The 21,770-nt window shown below is 66.4% G+C and carries 11 protein-coding genes; 3 read left to right on the forward strand and 8 right to left on the reverse strand.

Features of this window, described 5'->3' with window-relative positions:
- Positions 1-63: 63 nt before the first annotated feature.
- Complete coding sequence (locus tag AB0L63_RS31955) at positions 64-477, forward strand: hypothetical protein (RefSeq protein ID WP_364508644.1); 414 nt, start codon at positions 64-66, stop codon at positions 475-477.
- Between the two features lie 189 nt (positions 478-666).
- Complete coding sequence (locus AB0L63_RS31960; RefSeq protein ID WP_364508646.1) at positions 667-822, forward strand: hypothetical protein; 156 nt, start codon at positions 667-669, stop codon at positions 820-822.
- A 102-nt stretch (positions 823-924) separates the two neighbouring features.
- Here the strand turns inward: AB0L63_RS31960 and AB0L63_RS31965 are convergent, their stop codons facing one another.
- The 8 genes from AB0L63_RS31965 to AB0L63_RS32000 all read right to left on the reverse strand — a co-directional run bounded on the left by AB0L63_RS31965 (position 925) and on the right by AB0L63_RS32000 (position 20,415).
- Entirely contained in the window at positions 925-2,169 is a 1,245-nt protein-coding gene (locus tag AB0L63_RS31965; RefSeq protein WP_364508649.1) for a M14 family metallopeptidase, read from the reverse strand.
- Positions 2,166-2,489, reverse strand: a complete 324-nt coding sequence (locus AB0L63_RS31970; RefSeq protein ID WP_364508651.1) for a hypothetical protein — start codon at positions 2,487-2,489, stop codon at positions 2,166-2,168. The genes AB0L63_RS31965 and AB0L63_RS31970 overlap by 4 nt, the downstream gene beginning before the upstream one ends.
- A gap of 201 nt (positions 2,490-2,690) precedes the next feature.
- Positions 2,691-3,092 (reverse strand): nuclear transport factor 2 family protein, encoded by a 402-nt coding sequence (locus AB0L63_RS31975; protein WP_364508654.1) that lies wholly within the window; start codon positions 3,090-3,092, stop codon positions 2,691-2,693.
- Between the two features lie 270 nt (positions 3,093-3,362).
- The gene (locus AB0L63_RS31980; RefSeq protein WP_364508656.1) at positions 3,363-3,554 is read right to left on the reverse strand and encodes a hypothetical protein; all 192 of its coding nucleotides are present in this window, start codon (positions 3,552-3,554) and stop codon (positions 3,363-3,365) included.
- A 234-nt stretch (positions 3,555-3,788) separates the two neighbouring features.
- Positions 3,789-17,171, reverse strand: coding sequence for an amino acid adenylation domain-containing protein (locus AB0L63_RS31985; protein ID WP_364508658.1), 13,383 nt, complete (start codon positions 17,169-17,171; stop codon positions 3,789-3,791).
- A gap of 233 nt (positions 17,172-17,404) precedes the next feature.
- Complete coding sequence (locus AB0L63_RS31990; protein WP_364508661.1) at positions 17,405-17,863, reverse strand: hypothetical protein; 459 nt, start codon at positions 17,861-17,863, stop codon at positions 17,405-17,407.
- Positions 17,864-18,351: 488 nt separating this feature from the next.
- Positions 18,352-19,482, reverse strand: coding sequence for an ABC transporter substrate-binding protein (locus AB0L63_RS31995; RefSeq protein ID WP_364508663.1), 1,131 nt, complete (start codon positions 19,480-19,482; stop codon positions 18,352-18,354).
- A 135-nt stretch (positions 19,483-19,617) separates the two neighbouring features.
- Positions 19,618-20,415: a VOC family protein gene (locus tag AB0L63_RS32000; protein ID WP_364508665.1), complete on the reverse strand. Its 798-nt coding sequence runs from the start codon at positions 20,413-20,415 to the stop codon at positions 19,618-19,620.
- Between the two features lie 283 nt (positions 20,416-20,698).
- Between AB0L63_RS32000 and AB0L63_RS32005 the strand changes: the two genes are divergently transcribed.
- The coding region (locus AB0L63_RS32005) for a cbb3-type cytochrome c oxidase subunit I (RefSeq protein ID WP_364508667.1) at positions 20,699-21,770 on the forward strand (1,072 nt) is incomplete at its 3' end.

Genomic DNA, 21,770 nt, shown 5'->3' on the forward strand with positions numbered 1-21,770 from the left:
GGGCGCGGCGAGGGTTACGTTGTGGCCGTCGATTACCACGCGTTTCGCCAAGGAAGGTGTGTTATGACCAGTCCCGCCCCGACCAAGACCGGACCCGCGCTCAATGACATGACGATCTTCGCGGGCGTATTGATCCTGATCAACGGTGTGTTGCATCTGCTCGCCGCCATAGCCGCCATCGCCAAGCGCGACTTCTTCGTCTTGACCGAGGATCAGGTCTTCCAGGTGAATGTCTCGGTCTGGGGCTGGGTCCACCTGGTGATCGCGGTGCTGATCATTATCGCGGGCATCGGCATTGTCACCGGACAGACCTGGGGTTATCTGGCGGGTATCGTAATGGCCTCGATCAGCCTCGTGGACAACTTCCTGTTCGCGCCGATGTACCCGGTCTGGTCGGTGATAATAATCGCGCTCGATGTGCTCATCATCTGGGCGCTGGCGCGGCAGATCAGCGGCGAAAGCGGAGCCGCGCAATAGCTTTCGCATTATCGGCCCTCGCTCGTCGAGTACGGGTCGGGGCCGAGTTGTTTGCTTAATCGGTGCACGGCGGCGATCCGCCCTGGCCGCCCGGTCCCGGCGGCGTGCCACCAAGCCGGACTGGGTGTTCTGGGATTTCTCGGCGACACCGATGGCGATCGAGTTGGGCCGGTTGGAGCCGTCGCCCGGGTGCGGGCCCGGGGCGCCGACTCGAACCGCCTCGTCGCGGTGACCGACACCCTGTCCGCGACCTCGCCGAAGGGCGAGTCGTTCACCACCGTCCGCACCACTGCGGACCGGAAGCGGGAAGCGCTGCGCGGCATCGCCTTCGCCCCGCACAACTGATCCAAACCCGAAACCCGCAGGCGTCCGGCTCTTTCCGAGCCGGGCATCTGCGGACCGCGTCTCCCGCACCCGGCCACAGAGCACGTCCGTCACCGGCACCTTCTACCCGCGCGCGGACCTCACCCCGGATACGACGATGCCGACGACCCCTTCCACGAGGGGCGCAACGATCTTGGCGAGCGGGCCGTAGATCTCCCACGGGAACAGCCGCCGCCACGCAATGATCCAGGGTGGTATCCGTCGCGCGACCGCCGCGCAGAATTCGACCAGCCCGGCATCCACATCGGTCACGATCTGCTGCATCTGCGGCCAGAGCGGATGGAACGACAGGCGCGCATCGTCCTGGATGAAGCCGAATTCCAGCGTAAACGCCAGTACCTTGCGGTCGACGCGGCTGACGAAATGCCTGCCGTAGGCGTAGTCGTCGACAGCGCCGGAGGTCGGGTAACTCACCGAGTTCCCGCTCCCGCCCCACAAGTACGCCGACTGCTTCGCGACGTACTGCTGCCCGCGCACACCGTTCATCGCGCCGACCACCCGGGCCGCGAGACCCTGAAACTCGGTGAGGTCGGCCTGCGGAATGTACTCGCCGTAGACGCCCACACCACGCTGGCCGTCATAGGCTGGATTGGTGAAATTCATTCCCGGGTCGTCGGATTGGTCTCGGTCATCGCCCCAGGGATACAGCAGGTCTCCAGTGTAGCTGTGAATATCGATGTAGTGGCCGATGAATCGGTAGGTGTCCAGCATCCACCGGATGTTGTGGCCCTCCGGCTCCGACCCGGGTGCGGAACCGTGGTAGAGGTCGTTGCCCGGATCGTCGGACGCCAACGTCCCGCTGTTCAGCGCTGCTGGCGCGAATGCCCGCCGAAAGTCCCACAGCCACCGCTGGTTTCGATTCAGATCGACCCCGATCCGCTTCGGGTTTCCCCCGCTGTCGGCCGGATTGCGATTCTTCCGCCACAGCGCGTCGTTCTCCTGGTCGTATTTGCGCCCGTCCGGGTTGACACATGGCAGGACGAATACACTCAGGTTCGCGACGATCATTCGAACGGTGGTCGGCGAGAAGCTGGTACCCCCGTAGGTCAGCCCGGTCCGTGTCGTATACGCCTCGAGCAGATCCGCCGCGAGGTAGACACATATCTCCGCACCACCCCATTCCCGCGCGTGCGCGCACGCGGTGAATAACACGCCGTCGTGAACCGAGTCCGGCCCAATGCGCAGCGCGTGCGTGACCCGGCCCTCGTAGGTTCGGTACGGGAGTTCGATCAACTCGGTGATCTCCGGATACGCCGTGGACAGCCCGACCAGCGCCGACTCGACCTCCTCGATGTTCAGGTAGCTCATCGGCCCGCCCCGCCGTCCCCGGACGCGGGAGCCTTCACCCCGAACCCGCGCGGCACGACGCGCCCCCCGTCAAACCGATCACCGACACCGACCTCGGCCGCCACTTCGCCGACCGCGTCCACGACGACCTCGACCCCGTCGCCCGCCAGCGCCCGCAACTCGGCCTCGTCTCCGATCGCCATGACCAGAAACCCCCCCGACTCCGTCCGCGACGGTCCCGGCATACAACCGAAATCCAATGGCCTGGTCAATAATTCCCGGAGCAGCCCCTCATCCCGCACGGTAATCCGCGCGCCCGTCCGTACCTGCGATGAAGCCATATCTGACCTCCTGCCCACCCAGTAGATCCGACGCGATTATTATCCGCCCCCACACCCCACGCGGAGAAAGAATCGCCCAGAACCCACCACAACGCCGCGAAACCGCACACCCGCAGGCATCGCCCGAGAGAACTAGCCGCGCACTGTGAGCGCTCGCGACCGGGCGGGGGCGACGAGCCACGCGAGTGCAGTGTTGCAGTATTAGGCGGTGCCGAAGGGATTGTCGATGACGTATCGCCATCGGTTTTGCTCGTTGCGGCGGACGATGTCGGTTGCCGATCCGTGCAGGTCTAGCGGGTAGCCTTGCGCGGTCGTTCCGGTCATGGACCAGTCGAGGATGAGCAGGGCGATATCGCCGACGGCGTAGCAGTGTCGGAGATCGACCTGGAGCGGCAGCCCGTAACTGCGAAGGTGGGCGGTGGCCGCGGAGCGGGCGAGCCCCTGCATTGGTTGTCCCGCAGTCGGCACGGAGATTGCGCCGGGTTCGTAGAGTTGGTCCAGCGCGGCCAGATCGCCGTCGTTGAACAGCTGAGCCCAGCGCGTCACAAAATCGGAAAGTTCGGCGCGCGTTGGGTCGGTCGAGTCGTCATGATCGATTGTCATGGCTATCGGAGCATAACATGCTGTGGCGCAACCATATTGGATGGGTCAGTCGTTGGTTTTGCCGGCGGGAACACGGCCGAGGTCGCGGCCCTCGAGCCGGTAGTTGTCGCCCTTCGCCAGATCAGCGCCATCAGCGCGGAAGCTACGCGGGCGTGGCGCAGTGCTTGGACATGAGAGAACCCCACCAGGAAGGGCGGGCACGAGCATGCGAGAGCCCAATCTGGAAGGGGACCGGATCGGGCACGGTCAGTGTAGGCCGTTGCCGCCCCGCTAAGTAGGAGGCTTGCAGTCGCCGGTCAGTGCTTCCATGAAGGTCTCGCGGGCTTCGCGCACCTTCGTTGCCAGGAGGTTCATTTCGGCCCACGGCATGTGGGTTCGGCGGTAGGCGGTGCGGTCCAGTCGCGATGCCACGATGTCCAGGGTCAGCCACGCTTCCTGGATGGGAGTGCGCTGAAGAGGCATACCGCGGATTTTCGCACGACCGACCAACAGAAATCTGATTTCGAGCGTGCACCCGTCAACCATGGGGGCACGCTCGACGCCGTTTATCCGGTTTTGCGCCGGTAGGCGCGTCTTTCGCTGTTGAGCTTCCGGCCATTCTCGGGAGGTGTGGACACGCCGGTGGCCTCGCGTTCCTTCCTCCTGCCGCCCCGGCGACGCCGAAGAAGACCAGGACGCGGCGGCGCGACATCAGCTTCATATCGTGGGCGAGTCCGAGATCGTGCTCGTGTACGTCGCCGCGAGATGCTTATCGAGCACCGGCGCGATGATCGAGAGCGCGTGCGATGAGGTCAGATCGTTGTGGGCGACATCGATATCGTGGTTGACGACCCGGCCGGAGGCGTAGGCCCGCCAGCCGTCCGGCCCGACGATATCGGAGCTGTCCACGGTGGCGCTGAAATAGAGCAGGTCGCCGTGGTAGACCGGGCGGCGGTAGCCGGTGCGGGTGCGTGCGGATGCGTTGTAGGAGTTGGCCATTCGCTCGATGATCTCGGCATCGATGACTTCCATGCCCAGCCGCGCCTTGATGAGGTCGGCCGCTTCGTGGGCGGTGGCCTCGGTGGGAACGTCGTCGATGCCGAAGATCGAGCCGAAGGTATTGACGAACGCGCCCGCGGAGAGCCGTTCGATGGTGTCGCCATCGATATCGGCGTGATCGCTGTCCAAGAGCGCGACAACGCCGACAGCTTCGCCCGCCGCCTGCAGTTTCGTCGCAATCGCGTGCGCGATGAGACCGCCGAAGGACCAGCCGAGCAGGTGGTACGGCCCGCTCGGCTGAACGGCGCGGATTTCGCGAATGTACCGGTCGGCGGCCTCCTCGATGGAACGCGCCGACGGTTCGCCACCGAGATCCGGTGCTTGCAGACCGTAGATCGGGCGACCTGGTCGCAGCCGCTCCGCGAATCCCAGGTAGCTCCACGACATTCCGGACGAGGAGTGGATGCAGAACAGCGCGGGTTCGGTGCCGCCGAGCCGGATCGGCAGGAGTACGCCGAGGCCGAGTCCGGCTGGCGCGGAGGTGGTTTCGCGTGCCGCTGGCTGCGCGGCCGAGGCGGCCGTTTCGTCCGCGGCGGCCTGCCGCGCCGCGGGGGTCTGCGCGAAATCCATAGCCGCGGTGAGCACATCGGACCATATGGTTGCCAGCTCGGCGACCTCGGCACGGTCCAGGAGTGTTTCGGGGAAGCGGAGATTCGCGTGCAACCGATCGTCGATGACGACCGCGGTCACGTCGATCGCGGATGTGACCGGGACATCGGGGTACTTGTCGGCGCGCAGCTCACCGAATTCGTCGGTGGGCGACCAGCCGAGCCCTTCGAGTCCGGCCGGAATGTCGTCGGCCGAGCGCCGACCCAGGTATTCGAACCCGATCCGGCCCGGTAACCTGGACGGAAGCTGTTCTGCCGCAACGTTGTTGAGGTAGCGCAGCGCACCGAATCCGATGCCCTGGTCCGGCACGGCCAGCAGCTGATGTTTGATCGCTCGCAGTGCCGCACCCATGGCGTCGCCACCTGCACAAGCGTCATCGATATCGATCTCGGTCAGATCGAACCGGACCGGATAGGTAGGGGTGATCCAGCCCAGAGTCCGACTCAGGTCAGCGCCCGGAATCGCATGCCCCGGTCGACCATCGGATGTCAGGCGCAGCAGGGCCGTTGGTCCGTCGACATCGTGGCGTGCGCGCCAGCGATTCAACGCCAGGGCCAGTGTGGCGACCAAGGTTTCGGTGCCGGTGCTGTGCAGCAGCCGAGGCAGAGTGGTGACCAGCGTGTCGGTTACTTCCTCGGAGACCTCGAGTTCCACCGTGCGCACTGTGTGCGCCTGATCGATCGCCGGATCGAGCTCGCGGGAGCCGACCAGCGGATCGGGACCGGTGAGCACGTCGCGCCAATGGTCGAGTTCGGCGATACGGCGGTCGGTGTGCGCATCCTCGATGAGGGCATACGACCACCGGCGCATCGACGTACCGGTCTCGGCCAGCACCGGTGTATTCCCGACCGATACCTGTGCCCAAGCGGCGATCAAGTCCTGCACCAGAATTCGCAACGACGGGGTGTCGACGGCGATGGTGTGCACTACAACCAGCAATCGGCCCGATCGCGTCCTGGCTCCGGCGTCGCCGACTGGATCAAGCCAGACGCATTGCAGCACAATGCCATTCGCTGGAGAGAGTCGATCCGCCGCGGTATTCAGTTCGGTTACGGCGTATTCACGCAGATCGAGCGAGTCGGCGGCGGCATCGAATTCGATGCGGTGCACCAGCACGTCGACATCGACCGATCCGGGCTCATCGACCCGTAGTTGCCAGCCGTCCTCGGCCCGCCACAGCCGCGAGCGCAGCATGTCGTGCCGGTCGACTACGGCGGTGAGGGTGGCGACCAGCTGGCCGCGTTCGATGCCGACCGGAAGTTCCAGCACCGCGGCCTGCGCGCAGCGATCGAAGTTACCGCCGCGCTCGACCAGGGAGCGCATATTCGGGGTGAGCGGCAGTTCACCGATACCACCACCGGGCAGTTCGTCGAGCCGGACGACCGCTCCGCCGGCGTCGACTGCGGCAGCCAGCGCGGCCACGGTGCGATGTTCGAATAGTTGCAGCGGCGTGCATTGGAGGCCGCGCAATTTCGCACGGGATACCAGCTGGATCGCGAGAAGGCTGTCGCCGCCGAGCGCGAAGAACGAATCATCGACGCCGACCCTGTCGCGGTGGAGAAGTTCGGCGTAGATCTGTGCCAGGATCTGCTCGGTCGCGGTCGAGGGGGCCCGGTATTCGGTCTCCTCGACAACGAACTCGGGTTCCGGCAGGGCCTTTCGGTCGAGTTTGCCGACGGCGTTGCGCGGGATGGCATCCAGGATGACGAAGGCGGCGGGCACCATATACGCGGGCAGGGCAGCGGCGGCGACCGCGCGCACCTGCGCGATATCGAGTTCGACACCGGGCTTGCGAACGAGATAGGCCGCCAGCGCGGTCGATCCGGTGGGGCCGGGAACGCCGAGCGTCACGGCGAAATCGACTCCATCCGCGCGGCCGAGTACCGCGTCGATCTCACCCAGTTCGATGCGCTGGCCGCGCACCTTGACCTGGAAGTCGGTGCGGCCGATGTACTCCAGCTCCAGGGCCTCCCCTGTGGCGCGGGTCCAGCGCACCAGGTCGCCGGTGCGGTACATGAGTTCGCCGGCCTCGCCGAAGGGGTTGGCGGTGAACCGCGACGCGGTCAGGCTCGGCCGGGCGTGATAGCAGCGGGCCAGAGCGGGTCCGGCGAGGTACAACTCGCCCGCGACGCCGATGGGCACCGGGCGCAGCCGATCGTCGAGGACCAACACGGCGGCACCCCGAATGGGCGCACCGATGGTGATCGGTGCGTCCGCGACCAGTGGTGCGGAACCCGTTGCCCAGATGGTGAATTCGGTCGGACCGTACAGGTTCACCATGGTCCGGTCGGTGCACCAGCGCTCGACGAGTTCGGCACCGATCGCCTCGCCCGCCACCGCGAGCATCCGTACACTCGAAACCTCGGTGGGATCGATCGTGGCCAAGGCCAATGGAGTGATCACCATATGCGTGACCTGTTCGGCGGCGATCAGTTCGGCGAGTGCGCTGCCGCCGAAGACTTCGGGCGGTGTGACCACCGCCGCGCCACCGGACCCGAATGCCATCACTGCCTCGAACACCGATGCGTCGAAACTCGGCGAGGCCACCTGCAATACCCGGGAGTTCGCGTCGACGCCGAGCGATTGCCGTTGTGCGGCAATGAGATCGGCGATACCGCGATGTGAGACAGAGACTCCCTTCGGTGTTCCGGTCGACCCTGAGGTGTAGATCATCCAGGCCGGATGGTCGGGATGGATCGAGTTCGGTGCAAGGGCAGCATCGCTCGCCGCCTGCTGGCGTGCGCTGAACGCGGTGTCGTCGAGGACGAGCCATTCGGTGCTGTCGGGCAGCAGTGGCCGATAGGCGGTGCGGGTGAGCCCGACCCGCGCACCGGAGTCGGTGAGCATGTGCTCGATGCGGTCCACCGGATGTTTCGGATCGACCGGCAGGAAGGCCGCGCCGACCTTCGCGGCGGCCCACATGCCGGTGAGCAGTTCGGCGGAGCGCGGAAGACCGAGCGCCACTACGGTTTCTGGTCCGATGTCCGATTCGAGGAGAAGCCGGGCCAGCTGATTCGACTGGGCATCGAGCTCCCGGTAGGTCGTCGTTCGGCCGTCGGCGACTACTGCTGGGCGGTCCGGGTACGACGTGGCGGACGTGGCGAGTGCCTCGGCCAGTGTCGTCGTCCCCGCGGTCTGCGGGCCACGTACCGGAACCAGCTGTGTGCCTTCGGATTCGTCGAGGATATCGATATCGGTGAGACGCACATCGATATCCGAGACGACTGCGGCGAGTACGCAGCGCCACCGCGCGGCGAAGGTCGCCATCGTGCTCGCATCGTAGAGATCTGTCGCGTAGGTCACTACGCCCTCGACACCGTCCGGGCCATCGGCGCCGAAGCGCTCGCGCAAATCGAGCGTCAGGTCGAACTGTGAAGCAGCGCGATCGAAATCCTCTACCTCGAATCGCAAACCGGGCAGTTCCAGAACCGGTTCGACGAAGTTCTGCAGTGACAGCGACACCTGGAATATCGGGTGGTGTGCGGTCGATCGGGTGGGGTTGAGTACCTGGACGAGTCGCTCGAAGGGCACATCGGTATTGCCGAACGCATCCAGATCCGCGGCCCGCACGGTGGCCAGGAACTGGCGGAACCCGATCCCCGGATCGACCGGGGTGCGCAGCGCGAGCGTATTGACGAACATGCCGACGAGTTCGTCGAGTGCCGCTGCACCGCGACCGGCGACCGGCGTTCCGATCACTACGTCGTCGGTGCCGCCGAGCCGCGCGAGCAGTACCGCGAGCGCGGCGTGTACGACCATGAAGACGCTGACATTGTTCGCGGCCGCGAATTCGACAATGGCGCGGTGCAATGGGGCGTCGAGGGCGAAATCGAGGTCGGCGCTGCGCATCGATTGCACGGCGGGGCGCGGGCGGTCGGCAGGCAGGTCCAGCAGATCCGGCGCTCCGGCGAGGGTGTCGGTCCAATACCGGATCTGTCGTGCCGCCAGCGATTCCGGATCCGACTCACTGCCGAGCAATTCCCGATGCCAGAGGGCGAAGTCGGCGTATTGCACCGTGAGCGGCATTCTGGCGGTCTCGATCCCGCTGGCCCGCTCGGAGTAAGCGGCGACCAGATCGGCCGCCAGCGGTGCCATCGATGCGCCATCGGCGCTGATGTGGTGTACGACGAGCACGACGACGTGTACGTCGGCCGGCACGGCACCGGTGGAATCCGAGACCGCGGCATCCGTCGCGGTGTAGTTCGAGGACACCGGAGCCAGGCCCGAGGAGGGACCCGATGACACCGGTGGGACGCCAGCGGACGGGCTCGAGCTGACCGGTGCGATGCCGGAGGAGCCCTCCTCCGCCCCCGGCACATTGCTGGCGAAATAACTCGGATCCACGATCCGGAACAGCCCGGCCCGCAGCGGCGGCTCGCTGGCGAGATCGAATCCGGTATCGGCAAGCTCATTGATCCGAGCGCGCAGCGGTGCGCCGTCTTCGGTATCGAGCACGGGCATGGGCGGCGCGGCCACCTCCGCACCGACGACCACCTGACGTGGTCCCTCGGCGTCGACGGGATACAGCGTGCGCAAACTCTCGTGCCTGCCGAGCACATCGGCCATCGCCCGGCGCATCGCGTCGATATCCAGGTGGCCGGTGAGCCGCAACGCGACCGCGATGTTGTACGCCGATGAGGTCGGATCCAGCCGATTGAGCACCCACATGCGTTGCTGAGCCGGGGACAAGGGAATTCGGTCCGGTCTGATTCGTGGTGCGAGGGCGAACCGGCCCGGTTTGCCGTCGGTGGCCGGGATCACCCGCGCCGACAGTTGCGCGACGGTGGGCGCATCGAACAGATCGCGCAGCGCGATGGTCGAGCCGAGGGTCGAATTGATCCGTGCGACAACCTTGGTGGCGCTGAGCGAGTTGCCGCCGAGTTCGAAGAACGACTGGTCGACGCTGACCTGTTCACTGCCGAGTACATCGCCGAACACCTCGGCGACGGCCTGTTCGACGGGTGTGCGCGGAGCGAGATACGGCCGTTGCGTGACCGAGAAGTCTGGCACCGGAAGGGCTTTGCGATCGAGCTTGCCGACCGGGGTGATCGGGATCTCATCGAGGACGACGAGATGGCTGGGCACCATATAACCCGGCAGTTCGGCCGCCACCCGGTCACGTAGCCGCTCGGCGTCCAATTCGGTGCCCGCGGTGGGTAGCACATAGGAGACGAGCACGGTCGCGCCAGCCGGTCCCGGCTGGCCGATGGTCACCGCGTATTCGACCTGCGCATCACGGGAGAGCACGGCATCGATCTCGCCGAGTTCGATGCGCAACCCGCGGATCTTGACCTGGAAGTCGCTGCGGCCCAAGTACTCCAGTTCGAGTGCGTCGTCGGCTCCGATGACCCATCGGACCATATCGCCGGTTCGATACATCCTTTCCCCGGTCGCGCCATAAGGATTCGCGATGAAGCGCGCCGCGGTCATCCCGAACCGATTGAAGTAGCCACGTGCCAGCGCCGGACCGGCCAGGTACAGCTCACCCGCGCTGCCCACCGGTACCGGGCGCAGCCAGGTATCGAGCACCAGATTCGACGCGCCGCGGATCGGCCCGCCGATGCTGGCCGGTCGTCCCGGCAGCAGTTCGGCGGGGCTGGTCGCGCAGATGCTGAATTCGGTGGGGCCGTACAGATTCACCATCCGCCGCCCGACCGCCCAGCGGTCGATCAGTTCGGGTGAGACGGCCTCGCCCCCGACCCCGAGTACCCGCAGGTCGGCCAGGTCGGTCGGTTTCATCGTGGCCAGCGCCGACGGCGTGATCATGGCGTGGGTGATCCGCTCGGCACGCAGCAGATGTTCGAGATCGCTGCCGCCGTAGACATCCGGTGGTGAAACCACCAGGCGGCCACCCGTCGAATGCGCTATCAGCAGCTCGTAGACCGATGCGTCGAAACTCGGCGAAGCGACCTGTAGCGAACTGATAGCGGGGTCGAGTTCGAGGGCCTCTCGTTGTGCGGTGGCCACATTCGCGATGCCGCGATGGCTCACCAGAACCGCCTTGGGCTTACCGGTGGAGCCCGAGGTGTAGATCAGGTAGGCGGTCTGGTCGATATTGATGGGGCCGCCACGCTCTTCGTCGGTGATAGGTGCGTCGGAGACGAGCATGACCCGTCGAATCGTGTTCAGGTCGTCGAGCAGCAGCCAGTCGATGGTGCCGGGCAGTGTCTCACCGGTCGCCGTGACAGTCACTCCGATCGGTGCCTTCGAATCGGTGAGCATGTGTTCGATCCGCTCCACCGGATAGCTCGGATCCAGCGGTAGGAAGGCCGCACCGGTTTTGGCGAGCGCCCAGACGGCCACCACGGATTCCAGTGATCGGGTGAGTGCGAGTATGACGAAGATCTCCCGACCGACACCGCGGCCGAGCAGTACCCGGGCGAAGCGGTTGGACCAGGCGTCGAGTTCGCCATAGCTCATGGTGAGATCGCCTGCGGTGATCGCGATGGCATCGGGATCGATGCGGGCGGCTGCCGACAGGATGTCCGGAAGTGTCTGCGGCGGAACCGATTCTGCGCCGCGCACCGGCAGCAGGGTGGTCAGTTCGGCGTCGTCGCAGTATTGCAATTGGGAGACCAGGGCATTCGGGTTGTCGGCGAGTTGGGTCAGTAGCCGGACGAAGCGATCGAGCAGTGGTTGTGCCACCGTGAGATCGAGCTGGTCGGCCATGAATTTCAGGTTGATGCGGAGCGTGTCGTGCCCGTCTTCGCCGCGCAGCGGAATCACCATGAGGCCCAACGGGTACGGCGTCGCGTCGGTGCCCTCGACATCGAGCACCCGCATACCCGCGATATCGAGTGCCTGCGACAGCGCCTCCCGGTCGATCGGATACGACTCGAATACGGTGAGCGTGTCGAAGAGTTCGGCGAGGCCGACGGCCCGGTGAATGGCGGCCAGCCCAACGTGCTGATGGTCCAGCAGGCGCGCCTGCTCGGCCTGGATGCGGGTCAGCAGGTCGGCGACCTTCTCCGCGGGATCGAGCTGGACCCGTACCGGGAGTGTATTGATGAACAGCCCGACCATCTCTTCGACACCGGGCAGCTCCGGTGGCCTACCGGATACGGTGCCGCCGAACACCACATCCGTGCGCCCGGTCGACATGGCGAGCAGCATCGCCCATGCGGCCTGCACCATCGTATTGACCGTCGCGCCGGATTCGCGGGCGGTGGTCTCCAGCCGCTCGACCGTCGCACGGGTCAGGTCGTGCGTGATCATTCCGGCCTCGGTCGATTCGATCCCGGCCAGCGACGGGACCACGCGCGTTGGCGTATCCACGCCGGCAAGCGCTTGCGTCCAGGCCGCGAGCGAGGCCTCGTTGTCCTGCTCATCGAGCCACGCCAGGAACTCCCGGTACGAGTGCGCGGGCGGCAGTGCGGAGGTGTCGCCCCTCGTGACGTAGAGCGTCAGCAGCTCGCGGACCAGCAGCGGCGTCGACCAGCCGTCCAGCACCAAGTGGTGATTGGTCATGACCAGCCGATAGATATCGGTCCCGGTGCGGATGAGGGTGAAGCGGATCAGCGGGGGGCGGTCGAGTTCGAATCGGGTACGGGCATCGAGGGCGATGAGGCGGTCGAGTTCGCGGTCACGTTCGTCGGCGTCGGCGATATCGGTGAGATCGATATCGTGCCAGCGGATTTCGGCATCGGCGAGGACGAGCTGGCACGGACCGTCGTCGGTCTCGGCGAAGGCGACGCGCAGGTTCTCGTGCCGCTCCAGCAAGACCCGCGCCGCATTGCGCAAGCGGGCGGCATCGACGGTGCCCGCCAGGGTGAGCAGTGATTGGACGGTGTAGCCGTCGGCGGTATCGGTGTCGTAGCGCGCGTGGAAGAGCAGACCGTACTGCAGCGGCGAAAGCGGCCAGACGTCGACAAGACTGGGGTAGGCGCGTTCCCAGCTCTCGATCTGCTGTTGCCGCACCGGGACCAGTTCGAAGTCGGACGGGGTGCGCCCGCCCACGCCCGGCACGCCGGCATGCGCCGCGAGCGCCCGCAGCGCCTGCGACCACAGCTCGGCGAGTTGACCGATTTCCGCCTCGTCGAGCAGCCGCGAGGCGTAGGCCCAGGTGACCTCCAGACCGACATCGGTGAGCACGGCATTGATATCGACGACCGCGGCCAGCGGCGCAGACTCGTTGTGCGTCGCCGCGAAACGCTGTGGCAGCCATGCTCCCGCGTGCCCGCCGGTGAGCGCACGGCCGAGATAGTTGAAGCTGAGCTGCGGGATCGGCGCGTCCGCGAGGGCGGCGGCGGACTCCGGATGCTGATAGCGCAGCATGCCGTAGCCGATGCCCTTATCCGGCACCACACGCAGCTGTTCCTTGACCGTCTTGATCGCGGTGCCCGCCGCGCCGCCACCGGCGAACGCGTCGTCGAGATCGATACCGGTCACATCGATGGCCACCGGATAGATGCTGGTGAACCAGCCGACCGTGCGGGCGACATCCGCGCCGGGCACGAGCGTCTCCGAGCGGCCGTGGCCTTCCATCGTGAGCAGCGCGGTAGTGCGATCGCGCCAGCGGCTCACCGCGACGGCGAGTCCGGTGAGCAGCACATCGTCTGGGCCGCAATGGAATTGGTCGGTCAGAGTGGTCAGTACCGTGTTGGCGATATCCGGTTCGACGGTGGTCCGGCACCGGCCCATGGTGGCCACGACATCGACCGCGGGATCCAGTGCCGCCGAGCCGATGACCGGATCCGGGGCGGCCAGCATCTGTTGCCACAGTGGCAGTTCGGCCACCCGTTCGGGGGCCTGCTCCGTTTGACCGTATGCCCACCGACGGAAGGAGGTGCCGATGGGCACGAGTGCGCCGCCCGCGGCCGCGATCGCCAGGTCCGGCAGCAGGATTCGCCAGGAGACACCGTCGGTCACCAGATGGTGCAGTGCCAGCCAGCACAGTGGATCTGCCCCCGGCCGCTCGATCAGCACGAAGCGCGCGACGACACCCGCTTCGGGATCGAGCAGATCCGCCGCCTCTCGTAATTCGCGCTCGTAGCCGTCGTCGGGGTCCGCGTCCGCCGCGACTACCTGGATCAGGTCATCGGCAGTTACCGAATCACGCTCGGCGACAATCCACTCCCAGCCTTGCTCGGTGTGCCGCAGTGTGGAGCGAAGCACATCGTGATGGTCGATGAGCGCTTGGACTGCGGCGCTGAGCTGGTCGCGGTCGAAACCCTCCGGGAGACCGATCAAGACGGCCTGACCGAAGCGGTTCCAGGTCGGTCCCTGCTCCACCATTGCGTGCACGATCGGCGTGAGCTCCACGGTGCCGACCCCGCCGCCGGGCAGTTCGGTAACTGTCTGCGCGCGCATGTCCGTCGCGATCGCGGCCAGCGCGGCAACGGTCTTGCGCTCGAACACATCTCGTGCGCTGAAGCCGATCCCGGCGGCCTTCGCGCGCGATACCAGCTGGATGGAGACGATACTGTCACCGCCGAGTGCGAAGAAACTGTCGTCGACACCGACTGTGTCGAGTCCGAGGACATCGGCGAACAAGTCGGCCAGTGTCGCTTCGCGCGGCGTCGACGGTGCCCGGCTCGCAACGGCCCGGACACTGAAATCCGGTGCGGGCAGGGCCCTGCGGTCCACCTTGCCGAGCGGTGTCAGCGGAATGCTGTCGAGCACCATGATAACCGAGGGGACCATATAGGCCGGAAGCGTCTCACCGGCAGCGGCTTTCAGCGCTGCAGGGTGAATCTCGGTGCCGGGCTTGCCGAGAACGTATGCCACCAGCGCGGTCGCTCCGGTGGGGGTCTCGGTGCCGATGGTGAGTGCGAAGTCGACGTCCGGATGCCGTTGCAGCGCGGCATCGATCTCGCCGAGTTCGATGCGGAACCCGCGCACCTTGACCTGGAAGTCGCTGCGGCCCTGGTACTCCAGTTCGTCCTCTGTGGTCCACCGCACGAGATCGCCGGTGCGGTACATCCGCTCACCCGGCGCGTATGGGTTGGCGACGAAACGGCTGGCGGTCAGCCCGTTGCGCTGGTGATAGCCGCGCGCGACGCCCGCGCCGGCCAGATACAGCTCACCGACCGCGCCGCGGGCCACCGGCCGCAAGCACGGGTCGAGCACGACAGCGGTGACTCCGAGCACGATGCTGCCGATGGTTACTGGCCCGCCGGGGCGCAGTGGCCCGCTCAAGGTCACCGTGACGGTGGTTTCGGTGGGCCCGTAACCGTTCAACAGCGTTCGCCCGGACCAGGTGGTCACCAGCTCCGGCGGACACGCGTCACCACCGACGACGATCGTGTGCAGATCCGGCAGCGTCGCCGGGTCCAGTGAACCCACCACTGTCGGGGTGACATTGAGATGGGTGACCCGGTGCGCGCGCAGAACTTCGGCCATCTCCTCGCCCGCATACGCCGACGGCGGCACTACGGCGAGCGTCGCGCCCGCCGCCAGGGTGACCAGGATCTCCTCGACGGAAATATCGAAGCTCGGCGAAACCGCATGTGCCACTACTGAATCGGCGGTGACATCGAATCCGGCACCGGAACCGGTGACCAAATTCGCCAGGCCGCGATGCGACACAAGCACACCCTTGGGCAGTCCGGTGGATCCGGAGGTGTAGATGATGTAAGCGATCTGATCCAGGTGCACCGGCCCGCGGCGTTGTGCATTGGTGATCGCCGCCGAATCCTGCGCGTCCACCGTTTCGGCCGTCGCGCCATCGTCGAGCAGCAGCCAATTCACCCGGTCCGGCAAGGACTTTCGCGACGGGTGCACCGTCAGGCCCGCGACGACACCGCTGTCGCCGACCATATGTTCGATCCGGTCGGCGGGATAGGTCGGGTCGATGGGGACGAACGCCGCACCGGATTTCGCCACCGCGAGCGTGGCGAGGACGGATTCGGCCGACCGCGGAATCGAAATCGCCACGGTGCGTTCCGGTCCGGCGCCCGCCGCGATAAGCACGCGGGCCAGGCGGTTGGTGTACTCGTCGACCTGACGGTAGGTCATGCTGGTGTCGCCGCTGCGCAGCGCCACCGCCTCCGGGTCGAGTGCAGCGCCGGCCGCGATGATTTCGGGAAGGGTGCGCGGTGCGACAGCATCGGGTCCGCGCGCGGGCACCAGCCGATCCTGCTCCTCCGGGGAGACGACCTGGACGGTTGACAGCGGCGCATCCGGTCCGGCGGCCAGGAACGCGTGCAGGAACCTCGAGAAGCGGGCATGGTGTGCCGCCAATTCATCTGTGCTGTACAGGTTCCCGTTGCCCTGCAGATCGATGTGGGTGCTCTCGCCGCCCACGCCCGGATACAGGTTGAAAAACACGTCATCGATCAACCCGGATGTCAGCACGTGCAGTCGTCCGGTGACCGAGCCGAGCTGAATCCTGGTGTCCACCATCATCAAATTGACCGCCGGACCGAACGACGACGCCTCGTCCATAGTCCAGCCGAGATCACGGACGATGTCCTCCTGCCGGTAACGCTGTCGACGCAGCGCCCCGGTCAGCTCGCTCTGCGCGGCGCGGATCACGTCACCGACCGTGGTGGCCGGTGACAACTTCACCCGCATCGGAACGACATTGGCGACCATGCCGCCCGAGCGGCGCAGCGCCGCCGTGGTGCGTCCCGAAACCGGAAGGCTCAGCACCACTTCGGGCGCACCGGTCATCGCGGCGAGATAGGCGCCGAAGGCGGCGACGATGGTCGGCGCGGCGTTCGAGCCCGCCGCCTTCGCGACGGTATCGAGCAATTCGGCCGTCGCGGCGGGCAGTGCGCCCGAGACCCGGCTCGGAGGCGCGTCGACATCGGCCTCGCGACCCGCGAGATTGACCGGGTCGGCCATCCCGGCCAGATGCTCGCGCCAGTACTCGCGGTCGGCGTCGAATCGGTCCGAGCCGCGGTAGGCCAGATCGGCGTCGACGATCTTCTGCAGTGGTTCGGCCTTGGCGGGCGGCGCCTCGCGGCTCTCGATGGCGGCGTTGTAGATCTCGCCGGTGCGTTGTACCAGTGCGAGCGCACCCATACCGTCCAGCACGATGTGGTGCATGCGCGAGTACCAGAACCAGCGGTCATCGGCCAGCCGCAGCATGGCCACCGCGACCAATCGGTCGTGCATCAGATCCAGCGGCGCGGAGTACTCCGCGCGCATCCAGGCATGTGCCGCCGCCTCGGGATCGGGCTTATCGCGCAGGTCGATGCGGGCGAGCTGGTCGACAAAGGTGGTGTCGACGAGCTGGTACGGCTGACCATCGACATCGAGTAGCCGGACGTATCCGGTCCCGAATTCGCGCCCGCTCTGCCGGGCGGCCGCGGCGAGCGCGTCGAGATCGAGTTCGCCGATCAGTTCGACGTACTGTGCGATCGAGATAGGCGTATCGCCAGCGATGTGCTGGGCGAACCAGATGCCGCGCTGGGCTGCCGACAGCGGGAACGCGCTGTCGGGCGCTGCGGTGCCTACTTTTCCGTTCGAGGACGATGGCTGTTGCATAAGCACACCTGTGTTCTGACGTCTGGCGCGGTTGTGCACCGCTGATCCCGACCGTCGCGTAGTAGCAAGTTCATTTTGGATCGGCGCCGAGCCGACCGAAGGCGTATTGACAACACCGTGTTCGATCGGGCGGCATCCTTGTGGTTTCGCGGCGCTGCCGCCTTCAGGCCCGGCATCCGGCGCCGCAGCGCGCCCGAACTCCGCGGGTTCGGGCGCGCAGGCTGAATAGCAGGTCAGGCGGACTTCCGCTCGGTCAGCCGATCGGCATCGGTGATCGGGGCGTCGGAGCTGACCAGGTAGCGCTGCAGCGTCGAGCGGTCGTCCAGAAGCAGCCAGTCGATGGTGTCGCTGAGTTCGGGACGGCGAGCCTTGGTGGTGATGCCGAGGTAGACACCGGGGACGGTGGTCGCATCCTCGGAAACCGATGCCGGAGTCGCGCCGAGCTTGACGACGGCGGATGCGGCAACTGTTGCTTCGATCTGCGGGTCGATCGCCAGCGCGATCCGCGCGTTCACGGCGGCGCCACGGGCGATCAGCACTCGGGCCAGCCGGTTCGCCCAACGATCCAGCTCGACGTTGGCGAGCGTCCCGGAGTTGCTGGGGACCGCACGCTTGTCGAGTGCGGCCGCATTCAGCAGGCGCGGCAGCAGCTGGACGATGTTGTCGGCGGGCGATTCGGCCGGTGTGCTCATTGTGATCCCCTCACAGGTTTCGTTTGGTTCTCGGTGCCCTTCCAATCTCACTGCCGGGAGGGGTTGGCGACAGCTACCCAAATGCTGGTGAGAGCACTCCAAGGGTGAGCGAATCCGCACCCAAGGTGTGCGCTCGGCAGGACCGATCAAGCCACTCGCAACGACGACGGAGCGAGTTTTGCGAGCGAGGAGTTCGCGGCCCGTCTCGGGTCCGAGTCGTGGAAGCGCATACGGCGCAGGCACGGAACTCGACGGCCTGGTACGTGCACATCAGGCGCCGAACGCTTCTCAATCAGCGACTACAACGGAGCGAGTTTTACGAGCGAGGAGTTCGCGGCCCGTCTCGGGTCCGAGTCGTCGAAGCGCATACGACGAAGTCGCGAGTCTCGGCGGCGCCGCTGGCGACTGCTTGCAGGTCGCTCGAAAGGGGCAGTCGCGAGACAGCAGGGGGCCGCGAACACGCAGCGCCCGCGCGGCCAAAAACACGGTCAGTCGGTGACGAAACCGTTCAGGCTGCTGTGCAGATCGGCGAGTAGGGCCCGGGCAGCGGTGAGCCCGTCACCGTGCCAGACGGTGTCCTCGACCGCGAAGACGCGCTTATCGCTGGCGCCGCCGAGATCCTTCCACGCGTCGCCGCGCAGCACCTTCTTACCGTGCTCCTCGCCGGATTCGCCCGCGAAGATGACGTAGATGATGTCGCCCTCGACCTTGATCAGATCCTGCTCGGTCACGTCGAAGGAGGTGCCGCGCTGTGCGGTCGGCCGCTGCACGCCCACATCGGCGAGGATCTGTCCCGCAAAGCTGTTGCTGCCCTGGACCTGGTCCTGCTCGGCGGTGAAGCGGATCACCGAGGCCTGGGTCTGGCTGGCTGCCAGCGCATTACCGGTCTCGCGAGCCTCGGTGTGGTAATTCTCCAATGCTGTCGCTGCGGCATTGCTGCGGCTGAGACCCGCTGCGAGCGTGCCGAATTCGGCCTGCCAACCGCTCTCGGGATCGGCGAGCACGGTCGGCGCGATCGCCTGCAATGCGGCGAAACCGCCTGGGCCGCCCGGAATATCGCCGATGATCAGATCGGGGTGTAGGGCGGCGATCTGCTCGAGATCGGGCTGTGCCGCCGAACCGACCGTGGGAATCTTCAGTACGCCGTAACCCAGATACATGGGCTGCGAGCGGGGTCCGTCGATCGGAACCGCGCCGACAACCCGCTCCCACAGGCCGACCGCACAGGCGGCGTCCAATGCGGAGGTGGACAGCACTACGACCCGCTGCGGGTCGGCGGGCACCTCCGAGGTACCCGCGGCATGGGTGACGGTGCGGGTCTTGCCATTCGACGGATCGGGTGCGCTCGGCAGGGGACAGGCCTGCGAGGTGTCGCGCTCCAGGCCGACTACACCCGCGCCCGCGATATTCGTCGTGGTGCGAACGATCGAGCTGGCGTCGTCCTGCTGACCGCAGCCCGCGACGAGCAGTGCGGTGCAGAGCAGCGCGACCGCGCTGCCCCCGTGCCGGACCGCGCGATTCCAGGCGGTGCCGTATCGGGGGGAGTCCGTAGCCCGAGCGACCTGGGTGCGATCGCTATCGGTGCGGTTTCGGGTCCGAACAAGGGCGCTCACCGGCATGCGGGTGAGGGTACCGGGTGGTGTGGGTGTCGGGACGCGAAGGCCACCACCGCGCGCACGCCGCCTCCGGCGCACAGCCGTGACCGCGCGGAATCCCACTGTCGCACAGCGGATTCCGCGCGGTCGACGAATGGGCTACTTGGTGTTGCCGCCGATGCTGAAGCGTGCCCCGGTCGGATCGGCGACCTGCGTGAGCCGGCCATAGGGGGTGTCCTCGGGCGGGGCCAGCACAGTGCCGCCCAGTTCGACGACCTTCGCGACAGCCGCGTCGACGTCCTCGGCACCGAAGTAGACCTTCCAGCCCGCCGGTACGCCCTCGGGCAGGAAGGCCGAGTCATCCATGACACCGCCGAGCATCGGGGTGGTGGCGTGGATGGTCGTGTAGCGGAACTCCGGGGTGTCGGAAATGGCCAAGGTATCGCTCCAGCCGAAGACGTCGCGGTAGAAGTCGAGCGAGCGCGCGTAGTCGCGGGTGTGCAGTTCGAACCAGGACGGGATGCCGACGTGGTCGCTCCAGGTGCCGCCCGAGGCGATGCCGATGGCCTCGAAACCGCCGAAGGTGCCGGTCTGCCAGATGCCGACACCCGCACCGCCGACATCGCCGAGCACGGCCATCGCGCCGAGATCGCCCACATCCATGGGCGGCACGACGACCGCGCCGCCGAGTGCGACGGCCGCGTGGGCGGTGGCCTTTGCGTCGGGTGCGGCGAGGTAGACCGTCCATTGATCGGGTCCATCGCCCCCCTCCGCCGTCTTGCCGATGCCACCCGCGACGGCCTTACCGTCCTTGCGGAAGGTGATGTAGCCGCCGAACTCCTCGTCCGCGTGGTCGGCGGTCCAGCCGAACAACTGGCCGTAGAAGGCAATGGCACCTTCCGGATCAGAGGTGTAGATGTCGACCCAGCACGGATCGCCGGTCTTGGGTGCGGTCATGAGCGGTCTCCTAACCGAGAAGTGGATCACTGTCACCGATAGAGACGGCGGCTGCCTGGGAAAGTCATCGCGAGTACGCGGCCGATTTCATGATCGCCGGGCGTGCGGGCGCAGCGGCCCGAACGACGAAATACGACGCAGAGTAGGACCCGCGCGGATGGCTGCGGCCGCACGGTTTACGATCTCAGGAGCGCAAGCGAACTCCTCGTCTGTTCCCGGTAGTCGGGCGGATGCGAGCAGCGGAGCCTGCGGATCGACCTAAAGGCACCTTTCAGGAGGATCAGTGACTGCCGTAGAGCCAAAGCCAGTCCCTCAGTTGGAAGCGACTCGGCCGTATCCGGCTCGGACCGGGCCGAAGGGCTCGTTCATCTACAAGATGGTCACCACCACCGACCCCAAGGTCCTCGGTGTCATGTACCTGACCACCGCGATCGCGTTCTTCCTCATCGGTGGTCTGATGGCTCTGCTGATGCGTGGTGAGCTGGCCCGTCCGGGTCTGCAGTTCCTGTCCCCGGAGCAGTTCAACCAGCTGTTCACCATGCACGGCACGATCATGCTGCTGTTCTACGCGACCGCGATCGTGTTCGGCTTCGCCAATATCATCCTGCCGCTGCAGATCGGCGCACCCGACGTCGCCTTCCCGCGACTGAACGCGTTCAGCTACTGGCTGTACCTGTTCGGCGCCACCATGGCGACCGCCGGTTTCATCACCCCAGGCGGCGCGGCGGACTTCGGCTGGACGGCATATGTGCCGCTGACCGATATCCTGCACTCGCCTGGCGTCGGCACCGACCTGTGGATCCTGGGCCTGGCCGTCTCCGGCCTCGGCACCATCCTCGGTGGCGTCAACATGCTGACCACCGTCGTGTGCCTGCGCGCACCGGGCATGACCATGTTCCGGATGCCGATCTTCACCTGGAACATCGCCGTCACCAGCGTTCTGATTCTGCTCGCCTTCCCGCTGTTGACCGCCGCGCTGTTCGGCCTGGCCTACGACCGCCACCTCGGCGGCCACATCTACGATCCGGCCACCGGTGGCATCCTGCTCTACCAGCACCTGTTCTGGTTCTTCGGCCACCCTGAGGTGTACATCATCGCGTTGCCGTTCTTCGGCATCGTCTCGGAGATCTTCCCGGTCTTCTCGCGCAAGCCGATCTTCGGTTACACCACGCTGGTCTACGCGACCCTCGGCATCGCGGCGCTGTCGATCGCGGTGTGGGCGCACCACATGTACGCCACCGGTGCCGTGTTGCTGCCGTACTTCTCGTTCATGACCTTCCTGATCGCGGTGCCGACGGGTGTGAAGTTCTTCAACTGGATCGGCACCATGTGGCGCGGTCAGCTGACCTTCGAAT

Origin of the sequence: Nocardia sp. NPDC051990 (assembly GCF_040680755.1) — a bacterium.
Classification (GTDB): Bacteria; Actinomycetota; Actinomycetes; order Mycobacteriales; family Mycobacteriaceae; genus Nocardia.